General features: G+C 71.3%; 8 protein-coding genes and 2 pseudogenes. 8 read left to right on the top strand and 2 right to left on the bottom strand.

The annotated features are described in order from the left end of the window. Positions 1-68: 68 nt before the first annotated feature. Entirely contained in the window at positions 69-374 is a 306-nt protein-coding gene (locus IE263_RS47100) for a hypothetical protein (RefSeq protein ID WP_229911565.1), read from the bottom strand. Between IE263_RS47100 and IE263_RS47095 the strand changes: the two genes are divergently transcribed. The 7 genes and pseudogenes from IE263_RS47095 to IE263_RS49315 form a co-directional block, all read left to right on the top strand. Continuing rightward, the gene (locus IE263_RS47095) at positions 364-2,961 is read left to right on the top strand and encodes a helix-turn-helix domain-containing protein (RefSeq protein ID WP_229911564.1); all 2,598 of its coding nucleotides are present in this window, start codon (positions 364-366) and stop codon (positions 2,959-2,961) included. The genes IE263_RS47100 and IE263_RS47095 overlap by 11 nt on opposite strands. A 358-nt stretch (positions 2,962-3,319) precedes the next feature. Then, positions 3,320-3,448, top strand: a pseudogene (locus IE263_RS49330) (inositol 2-dehydrogenase); the annotation flags it as partial. 610 nt (positions 3,449-4,058) lie between these two features. Continuing rightward, on the top strand, positions 4,059-4,391 hold the full coding sequence (locus IE263_RS50275) for a TetR/AcrR family transcriptional regulator (protein ID WP_373312306.1): 333 nt from the start codon (positions 4,059-4,061) through the stop codon (positions 4,389-4,391). Between the two features lie 142 nt (positions 4,392-4,533). Beyond that, positions 4,534-5,439: a poly-gamma-glutamate hydrolase family protein gene (locus IE263_RS47085; protein ID WP_189944314.1), complete on the top strand. Its 906-nt coding sequence runs from the start codon at positions 4,534-4,536 to the stop codon at positions 5,437-5,439. A 315-nt stretch (positions 5,440-5,754) separates the two neighbouring features. Beyond that, a complete protein-coding gene (locus IE263_RS49325) occupies positions 5,755-5,862 on the top strand; it encodes a twin-arginine translocation signal domain-containing protein (protein WP_229911563.1) in 108 nt (35 codons plus the stop codon). A 1,426-nt stretch (positions 5,863-7,288) separates the two neighbouring features. Further along, complete coding sequence (locus IE263_RS49320) at positions 7,289-7,489, top strand: hypothetical protein (RefSeq protein ID WP_229911562.1); 201 nt, start codon at positions 7,289-7,291, stop codon at positions 7,487-7,489. Between the two features lie 59 nt (positions 7,490-7,548). Next, positions 7,549-7,662 (top strand): annotated as a pseudogene (locus tag IE263_RS49315) (IS21-like element helper ATPase IstB); the annotation flags it as partial. A 391-nt stretch (positions 7,663-8,053) separates the two neighbouring features. On the opposite strand, the gene IE263_RS47075 reads toward IE263_RS49315, so the two are convergent. Further along, positions 8,054-8,923, bottom strand: coding sequence for an NADP-dependent oxidoreductase (locus tag IE263_RS47075; protein ID WP_189944313.1), 870 nt, complete (start codon positions 8,921-8,923; stop codon positions 8,054-8,056). Positions 8,924-9,044: 121 nt separating this feature from the next. Between IE263_RS47075 and IE263_RS47070 the strand changes: the two genes are divergently transcribed. After that, complete coding sequence (locus IE263_RS47070; RefSeq protein WP_189944312.1) at positions 9,045-9,458, top strand: winged helix-turn-helix transcriptional regulator; 414 nt, start codon at positions 9,045-9,047, stop codon at positions 9,456-9,458. Positions 9,459-10,349 lie beyond the last annotated feature (891 nt).

Raw genomic sequence — 10,349 nt, 5'->3', positions numbered from 1 at the left:
CATACCGCGACGATCACACATCGTCAGCCCTCAACGACATCACGCCGCAAAGGTCAGTAACTGCAAGTTCAGCCTGCGAGGGCCACAGCAGCCGTCACCAAAGCGGCGGTCACCGTCACGGTGGCGGCGAAGGCGGCAGCAGCTCGGGTGATGGCGGCCGGATAGCTGGCGCCGTCGCGGCGTGAAAGGTAGCCGGCTCCGGCTGCGGCGGTGATGGCGAGCACGAGGGTGGCCAGGGCGGTGAACAGGACCAAGGCCAAGTGGTTCGACACGGTGACGGTTCCTCTCCCGGGATGGGGCAGCACGGGGATGTGCTGACTGCAAATCTGGTGGGGGGCGCGTTCATCGGGGTTCAGGTGAACGATGATGGACACGGTCGAACATGTCGTAGCGAGGAAGCGGGGGCATCAAAGGTTGGGCGCAGAAACCCGGAAGGGCAATTGGCGGGCACTGGCCGAGTTGCAGGCGCTTTTGGAGCAGGGGCGCGCCAAGGCCCGGCTGGATCAGACGCAGCTCGCACGGCGTGCTGGACTGGGTCGCACGACGGTGAGCCAGGCCTTGCGGGCGATCGATCAGGTGCCATCCGCGACGACGGTGGCCGCGATGGCAAAGGCCCTGGGCCTGGATGCCGACCGGATGCTGGGGCTGCAGATGCAGGCGAACGCGGAGGCCCAAGGTCTGACGGGGACGGCTTCGGACGGCGCGGGGGAGGGTATCGGGCACCCGATCTGCGCCTGCGACCCGTATGACCTGGAAGTCCACCCCGCAGGTGCGGAAGGCGACGCCGCGCACGCAGCAGCGAGTACTGCGCTGCCGCGGACAGCACAGGTCCCAGTCCTGCCGGGATATGTGCGACGCGGTCACGATGAGGTCCTCGAGCAGGTCGTGCAGGCAGCTTCCGCAGGGCGCAGCGGCATGCTTGTCCTGGTCGGGTCGTCCTCCACGGGCAAGACCAGGGCGTGTTGGGAGGCTATCCAGCCACTTGCCGACCAGGGGTGGCGGCTGTGGCATCCCTTCGACCCCACCCGTGCCGAAGCCACTCTCGCTGACATCCGGCGTGTAGGGCCGCGCACCGTGTTGTGGCTCAATGAAGCCCAGCACTATCTGGGTGACGCCCAAAAGGGCCCGGACATCGCCGCCGCGGTCCGCTCCTTGCTCGCCGATCCGGGTGTCGCGCCGGTCTTGGTGCTGGGAACCCTCTGGCCCGAATACGACCGCGCCTACACAACGCTCCCCTTTCCGGGAGAGCCGGACCGCTTTGCGCAGGTCCGTGCGTTGCTGGCAGGACGGACGGTCCCCGTACCCGATGCGTTCGACGACGCCGCGCAGTCGGCGGCCCGTGACCTTGCGGCGGCCGGCGACCTGGTGCTCGCTGCAGCCTTGGACCGTGCCGAAGCAGGGCGCGTCACGCAGGACCTGGCCGGTGCGCCCGAGCTCCTGCACCGCTTCCGCACCGCCAGTCCGCCGGCGCGTGCCATTCTTCATGCCGCGATGGACGCCCGTCGGCTCGGCGTTGGCCTCCACCTTCCGCTGGCGTTTCTCACCGACGCCGCCGTCGACTATCTCACCGACCGCGAGTACGACGCGCTGAGTCCGGACTGGGCGGAGAAGGCTCTGGCGGAACTCGCGGCACCCGTGCACGGTCGGCTCGCCCCTTTGCAGCGTGCCCGGCGACGCCCCTCCCGCCGCGCTCCCGGTGTTCGTCGGGATCGGGACACCGCGCACGGCGTCGTCTACCGGCTGGCCGACTATCTCGAACAGCACGGCCGCGCAGAACGCCGCTGCCTGTGCCCGCCCGCCTCCTTCTGGGAGGCCGCGCACCACCATCTCACCGATGCCCAAGACCTCGGCAGGCTCGCCCACGCCGCGGAAACGCGGCACCGGCTCCAATGGGCCTATCACCTCTACGAGCGCGTGGATCCCTGGTTCGCGCTCAAGCGGCTGGTCGGCTTCCGCTTGCGTGCAGGCGACAGGGAAGGGGCGGCTGAACTGCTCAGCGAAGCTGCCGCGCAGGGAAGTCGTGCTGCCCTGTTCGAGCTGGTCGATCTCCGGCTGGGCTCCGGCGACCGGCACGGCGCCGAGGAGCTCCTGGCCCAGCCCGCCGCCAGCGGTGACCCGCGCGCGCTCAGGGAGCTTGCAGCGCTCCGGGAGAAAGCGGGAGACGTCAAGACTGCCGTGCAGTTGTTAACCACGGCCGCCGATGCTGGCGATACGCCAGCCCTCGTCGACCTTGCGGGCCTTCGCCGTGCGGCCGGTGATGTGGAGGGTGCCGAACGCCTGTTGAGCCAGGCTGCCGACGCCGGGGATGCCATAGCCCAAGAGATTCTGCGCAGCGAGCGCATGCGGCGTGTCCGCCGGGAGTTGAGAGGCCCGCTCCCCCGTCGCGCTGAGGTCTCGGCCGAGGCGGATGCTGCGCCGCTTCCCCGCCAGCCGGAAGCCCGGGACGATCCGGCGGCAGACCGGCCGCTCGCCCAAGCTGCCGAGGCCGGCCAGCCATGGGCCGTTGTCGAACTCGCCCGTCGCCGGCAGCAGGCCGGGGACCTTCAAGGCGCTGAGCGGTTCCTCACCAATGCGGCTGCGGCTGGTCATCAGTGGGCCGTCATCCAGCTTGCCCGTCTCCGGCACGCTGCAGGAGACCATGAGGGCGCCGAGCAACTCCTGGCAGAAGGCGCTGACAGAGGTGAGCCGACCGCCTTTTTCGAGATTGCCCGGATCCGCCGAGCGGCCGGTGATCTACCCGGCGCGGAACAAGCCCTCAACCGGGCCGACGAGACCGGTCATCCTCAAGCCCTCATCGAACTCTTCCTGCTCCTGACAGCGGCCGGAGACGATGCCCGCGCCGAAGACACCGTCAAACGTGCCCTCAACGCTGGGAAAGCCTGGGGCGGAACCGGGAGAGACGTCTTCAGCATGTGGAGCTACGGGCTTGACCCGGATGGAACTCCCACCCCGCCCTGGTGACCGCTGCGCGGGCTACTGAGCCGCGCGGTTGGGTGGTGCCGACACGGCAGGACCACCGTGGCCCGAACGGCCTGCAGTATCTGGCAGGCAACTCACGAGTCATCGGCCAGACAGCGCAGAAGGGCGCAACCACAGCTCGCCCAGCGCGCCCTCGACCGCCACTACCGGCAGCTCCGCAACGCTGAGCAATCAACGCTCATAGTGAGCAGATCTCAGAAACTCGCAGGTCATATCGACTCAGCCGAAGCGACCCGCCAACTTTACCCATGAGTAACTTTCAGCGTCTCCCACTCTCCGAACTGAGCAATGCGCAGGTCAGCCCTTAAGGACTGCTCACTTTCAGGCGTGCCGCGACATCGGCCCGTCCGCCTGGGACGGCTACGCCGCGACCGTCATCTCCAACGCCACGGTCGGGGCGCGGCAGTCGGACCGCATCGTCGCCACGGACATGAAGCCCCGGCCCGCGTTCTACGGCGGCACCGCGTGAAGGCCGCGCGGGAAGAACGAACCGCTGGAGCGTCCGCCCGGGGAGACGGGCGGCCGGCGCCGGGCTTGTGAGGCGCGATGCGCAAGAGCCGTTGTCCGGGGCGCATGTCAGCGCGGGCATCGTCCGCGCCGCGGGCACCGTCTGCCGCCGCGCCGCAGTGGACGCCTACCAGGGGGTCTGTATCGAGTGGGACACGGCCGCCCCGGATCCTTCTGTTCGACATCGCCACTCCTGTGAGACGCCTACGGACTCGAGGCGGCCGGACGCCCCCTGCCTCCAGGGGGATCATCCGATCAGGCTTGTGGTGGCCTGCTTCGGGCGATCCCCAGTTGAGGTGCGCAGGAGAGCAATGCCCGGCGGCGTTCGAACTCGCATCTGCAAGGTCGACGGGTGGTCGACGGAGTGAAGGAGGACTCCCCCGGCTCTTGGAGTGGGAGGGCGTTGCGGTTGAGGATCACGGACAGCAGCGCATGCGCTGGGCCGGCATCCGGGAACGGAGCATGACGCACGGGCCGGCGACTCCTTGCCCCGGGCGGGCGGATGCCGCCCGTCACCGTACCCGCATCGTGGAGGCGGCGGCCCGGCTGGGGGCGAGCGGGGAGCCGCGCAGGTGACCCTGGAGGCCGTGGCGCAGGCTGCCGGCGTGAGCAAGGGCATGCTCTTTCGGCGATTCGGTGATCGCGAGGGCCTGTTGCGGGCGTTACTGAGCGACGCCGAGGCCGATTTCCAGGGGGCCTGCAGCGGGGGTCCGCCCCCGCTGGGGCCCAGAGCCCCGGCCGTGGACCGACTCACGCCCCTTTCGCTCGCGCCCTGCCGGATGGCGCCACCGACGGCTGCGACGTGGGCGCCGCGCCGGTGCGCCATGTGCTCGGCGAGCGCCGCCATGCCTCCCCTCTCGGCCGCGCCTTCTTCCTTTGTGTTGTGTCGGTCGGCCGGCCGGTGAGAGGCGTTCAGCGCTCGCCGCGCCAGGTCAGACTTGGTGAGCCCCCCGGGTGGGGAGGGACGGGTCGGCGACGGCGCCCGGCTTGTCATGCCCAGACAGACCCGCTGTAAGCGGCCGTGGGGCCATGGTGCAGGATCGCCCCGTGAACAACACCAGCAGACGCACCGTCCTTGCTTCCGTCGCCGCCGTCGCCGCCGGCCTGCCCACCCTCAATGCCGTGGCGGGCAGCGGCGCGACGCCGGCCGCGGCAGCCGACCAGTACGGGTCCAACACCGAGTTGTACACCCGTACCGCGGCCAAGGAGGGCACCGAATGGATGCGCCGGTTCCGTATCGGCGCGCCGGTGCAGGTCACGGACAATGCCCGCAGCACGAGCAGCCCCGTCAGCAGCACGGCGGTGATCGCGCCGCACGGCGGCGGGATCGAGGCGGGTACGAGCGAGCTGTGTATGGCCATCGCCGGTTACACGCCCTTCGACGCCAACACCGACCCGGCGAGCGCGGCGGTGCCGGGAGAGCCGCAGCGGGACTACTGGATGTTCGAGACCCTGACCAACTCCGCCATCCAGCACGTCACCTCCACCCACTGCGACGACCCGGCCGCCCTCGCCGTCTGCGCCGGCAACCTGTACGCCGTCTCCCTGCACGGCTTCGACGACCCGGCCGCGAAGAAGATCATCATCGGCGGCCGGGACGAGCGGCTCAAGCGCAACCTGCTGGCGGCCTTCACCAAGTACGGGCTGACCTCCCCCACGGCTGACGCCGACCGGGACGTGAGCGTGGTCCTCGCGAGCGCCACCGACCCCCTCAACGGCGACGACCCGGCCAACATCGTCAACCGCACCCGCACCGGGGCCGGCGCCCAGCTGGAGCTGTCCACGGCGCTGCGCAAGGCGATGTTCGGTGATTTCTCCGGCGCGGCCAAGCGCAGGACGACGGCCGGCGTGCCGAGCGCCGACAGCCCCTTGGCCGACCATTTCTGGAACGGTTTCGTCAGCGCCGTCCGCGAGGCGGTCAAGAACCACGAGCTCGGCCTCGACTCTCTCTAGGCGGCGCGTGTATGGCCGCCACGGGCGGGTCGGCCACAGCCGGGTGGCGTACGCAGGGTCCCCCTCTTTTTCAGCGGGCGCGGGCGGGTGGGGGCCGGTGGGGCAACGTGGTCGGGGCCGCAGGGCACATGAGGGCGCAAGCCCGCCGGCTCGCCAGGGCACAGGAGCGGGCGCAAGCCCGTCCGCTCGCTTCCCGCGGCGAGCACGGGCGCGACGGCGGGCGCGTGCACCGTCACGCCCCCTCGGCCGCCTGATCCACCGGCAGCCGAGGGGGCGGCCTGCGGCGGCCTGCGGCACCCTGGCGATCATGTGCGCATGACGGACACGTCGCGCCGCACCCTGCTGTCGGCCCTCGCCGCCTCCGCCCTCGCCGCCCCGCTCGGCACGCTCGCCTGCGCCCCGCCCGGGCGGCCGTCCCCCTGACCGAGGGCGCGGCCGCAGCCGCCGCCGGGCTCACCGGGCCGGCCTCCTGCGTAACCCTGGCGCCCCTGGACGCCTCCTGCTTCACCCACGTCACGCTCGCCCCCCCGCTCACCGCGACCGTGCTGCCCGGCAGCCCCGCCCGCACCGAGGTCGCCTCCGGCGCCGCCGGATCGCGCTGCTCACCCACGGCGCCCGCACCGTCCTGGTGAGCGGCCCGCGGCGCACGTTCACCGAGGACAACAAGCCTTTCACCGACGACTTCGACCGCACTCTTGCCCACCTCGCCCTGCCCCTGGGACAGCGTGTGTACTGGGGCACCTCGCCCGGCGGCGGTGTCTGGGACACCGACGGGCACCTCGCCGCCGACTTCTCGGTGAGCCCCCACCAAGGCTCGATCGCCCTCACCACTGACGGCGCGAGCCGCTACGCGACCCTCAAGGCGACGAGGTCACGGACGTCGACGTGCAGGCGGTCGCAAGCTTCGACAAGGTGCCGGCCGCGGACGCCTGTTCGTACGCGCTGGTCTTCGGCTACGTCTCGCCGGACCGGCACCACCGCGCCCGGCTCTCCTTCCTCACCACAGGCGCCGTCGAGCTCAAGGCGGAGAAGGTGAGCGCCGGTCAGGTCACCGCGCTCGCCGCGACCGTCACGCTCGCCACCGGTGTGCCGGCCGGCACCGCCTGGGGCCTACAGGTGCTCCGCGACGGATTCCGCCGTCCGGGTCAGGGCCTGGCGCGCCTCCAGCGACCAGCCGGACACCTGGAACGGCACCGTCACCGACGGCACCGTCGCCACGGGCCGCGTCGGTCTTCGGGCCCTGGCCAACCAGGGCTGCGCCAACCTGCCGGTCACCCTGTCCGCGACCTGTTTCCAGGTCGACGGCGCGACATGGCAGAACCCGCCGGGCGTGACCCACGGCGACTGGGTGCGGGTGCTTGCCGAGCCATTCGACGGGACCTGGCCCAGGCCGTGGAGCGGGCCGTACGCGGCTGGATCGGCTCCCTGGCCCCGACGCCCTCGCGTACGCGGCCGTGTTCCTGCCGGGCGCCCCCGCGGTGAGTGCCGGCGCCGGGCCGGCCGCGCAAAGGGCCGGTCCTCGCCCCAGGCCCAGAACGGCCCCGCCGACGCCTACGGATACCGGTTCGTCGGGGCCGAGTTCCACGAGTACGCGGGAGTCGGCTGGACCTTCCCGGACGGCACCCGCAAGGCGGCGCAGGCGCTTCGCGGGCGCGCTCGACTGCTCCGGCTACACGCGCACGGTGTACGGCTGCCACCTGGGCGTGCCGCTGGCCGACATCCACGACGCCTCGCCGGCCCGGCTGCCGCGCGCCTCGCAGCAGATGGCCGACCACGCCGCCGGCGTGGCGCCGGCCCGTACCGACGGCACCGGCCCGGCCGGCACCCCGCTGCTCCAGCCGGCGCCCTGGTGCTGTCAGCGCCGACGGCGACGGCGCCGTGGACCACGTACGTCGGCATCCACCTCGGCACCGACGCCACAGGCAGCCGCCGCTTCCTGCCTGGCCGCAAGACGGTCAACGGCCCTACCATGGCCGACCCGGGCGGCGCCTCAATCCTCGACGGCACCGGCACCTACGCCACCACGCTCCACACCGTGCACCGCCTGTGAACCGTGCACCGCTGGCTTTGCAGCCGAGGGCGGGAGTCGTTTCGACGTGATGGTGGGAGTGCGCGGCCATCGTCGACCGTCTGACCTTCAACGGCGCGATCATCCAGACCGGCACGGAGTCTTACCGGCTCGCCCACACCAGGGCCCAGGCTGAACGCGCCGCGGCCGGCTGACCGCCGCCTGGCCCGAAAAGGCGCCGCCCGACAGCTGACCGGCGTCACGGACCGAACGGCGACACCTCGTCCCACTTCCACAACCTCGACGTGGCCGGCCGGGACGATGTGAGCGCCGTCGATGTCGTGCGACGTCCACCACGCCTCGTCCGAGAGGTCCTTAACGCACCGGCCGCCCGACTGGGCCCCACCGAATGAGCACCAGCTTTCCCAGCACGAAGCGCGAGCGCACCGGCGGAGCGACCGCCCCCGCGTCGTAGTCGGCCAGGACCCGAACCCTCGCCCGGACATGCCAGTCAGTTGGTCGAGCACAGGAACCCAAAGGTGTGGCACATGTCAGCGCGGACCCCGCTACTGACCGGCACGTCACGGAAGCCGAGTGCCCGGGCGGTCAGCCGTGGTCCGGAACGATGACCAGGCGTCCGCGCAGTCCGCCCTCGGCGAGCCGGGCGTGAGCCTTCGCCGCCTCCTGCAGGGCGTACGTGCCGGCGACCCGGAGGGTGAGCACGCCCTCGTCCACCAGCCGGACCAGTTCTGCCAGCCGCGCCCCGTCCGGGCGCACCTGGACCGCCTCGACGCGTACTCCGCGTGCCGCGGCCGGGCCCGCGCCGGGGATGACACCGACATAGGCGCCTGCGTTGCGCACCCGGGCGAGTGCCGGTTCCCCGAGGATCGCCGCGTCGAGGACGGCGTCGAAGTCCGCCTTGCCGGTGATGCCGGTGACGCGCGCCGCTCCCAGTGACCGTACGAGCTGCTCGTCCTTCTCGCGGGCCAGTGCGGTCACCGATACCCCTTGGTGGGTGGCGAGCTGGACGGCGTATCCGCCTACCGCGCCCGCTGCCCCGGTCACCAGCAGGGACTGGCCCTTCCGCAGCCCGAGCAGGTCCAGTGCCCCCGCGGCGGTCAGGGCGTTCAGCGGCAGGGTCGAAGCGTGCACGGCATCAGCTGACGACGGCGCCGGGGCCACCCAGTCGGCCTCCACGACGACGTACTGGGCATGCGTGCCGTTGGCCAGCGCCACCACCTCGTCGCCGACGCTCCATGACGTGTCCGCGCCGGCCGCGTCGATCGTCCCGGCGACATCGCCACCCAGCCCGCCCGGCTCCCCGAACATGCCGGACCGCGTGGCGGCGTCGACCGGGTTCAGCGCGGCTGCCGCGACCTTGATCCGCACCTGGCGCGGCCCTGGCTCGGGCAGGTCCACGTCCACGATTTCCACGGCTTCGGGACCGCCGAATGTCCTCACCACTGCAGCACGCATGGGCAATTCTCCTGAAGTGACTTGTTAGCGCGTTTCCGCCTCGCTGACGCAACCCTAGGAAGAGTTACTCTCTATCGGGAAGTAGTTACCTGAAAGTGCCTAGTGCACCGAGAGGAGAGCCATGGCGATGATGACGGCGGCCCAGAAGCGTGAGCAGGCGCGGGTCGAGTACGACGCGTTCTGCCGCACCTGCCCGACCAACGAACTGCTCGGACGTCTCAGCGACAAGTGGGTCGGCCTGGTCGTCGCGGCCCTGTCCGACGGCCCCCGCCGCTACGGGGAGCTGAACCGCAAGATCGCGGGTGTCAGCCCCAAGATGCTCACGCAGACCCTGCGCGCCCTCGAACGCGACGGCCTGCTGTCCCGCACGGTCACCCCGTCCGTCCCCGTCCGCGTCGACTACGAACTCACCCCCCTCGGCGTCGGCCTGGCCGGCTTGCTGACGGCCGTGAAAACCTGGGCCGAGACGCACTTCGATGAGGTCCGCGCGGCACGAGAGCACTACGACACGATGGCCGATTCACCGGCATCCTGAGACTGGCTCTCAGCCGCCGACGGGCTGATGCGGCGCCACAGTGACATCAATTCTCATCGACATTGATCGCGCAAATGCGCGCCAGGTGACTCCCGAACTCACGTCGAAACGACATCCACGGGAAGTGACACAGCCAGGCAGAGAGCTCCCTGCTCCCCGGCGCCGAAAACTGTTCCAGCGGCGTCGAAAACGCCGGGTGAGCGGAGCACGGCGGGACGCCCGGCCCGAGGTCAAGGCCCAAGCGCACGTCCGCTTCCGCGGCGCGACGTGGCAGGTGATCGCTCCGGCCGGGCAGGACGTCCACCCCGTGGGCCCCGACGGCGGGGGCGAGGCCGTGCCGGCGGGGCATCTGTGCGCCGGTCCCGGCTTCCGTGTCATCGGCGCGGACGCCAGCGGGAGGAGGACTCCCGCCTCCACTGCGAGAAGGTCCCCCCGGGCACCGGGCGGCGCAGGACGCGCGCCCGGGCCAGAAAGAAGGGCGCAGGAGGATACGCGCCTGGCCCAGGAGCAGGCCGAGCGGGCGCAGAGCAAGCGGCAGGCGCTGAAAAAGGGCGAGGACGTGGCGGGACCGGCTGCTTGCCCGGCCAAAAGGAGCAGCCACGGTGACACGGCCCGGCAACCACGGCACAGCATCAACACCTCGCCCCACCCCGGCGTCCCGAGCCGTCATCCACCGCGGCAGTCAGGACGGTCACCGACGACCACACCCGCACTGACGAGGTCGAGATGACGGTCCGCGAGCAGACGACCGCACACAGCCAGCCCCGCCAGCCCCGCCGGCCCCGCCGGCCCCGGTTCGTCGACACTGCCGAGGACGAGGCAGACCCCCCGGCTGAGCCGGGCGTGCAGTGCGGCCGGCTGCAGGCGGTTACCACACCGCATCCCGGCACG

It is taken from the genome of Streptomyces aurantiogriseus, from assembly GCF_014649375.1.
In the GTDB taxonomy this organism is placed as follows: domain Bacteria; phylum Actinomycetota; class Actinomycetes; order Streptomycetales; family Streptomycetaceae; genus Streptomyces; species Streptomyces aurantiogriseus.
Note: the sequence above shows the minus strand (reverse complement) of the source record. Positions and strands in the feature narration are given on the sequence as shown.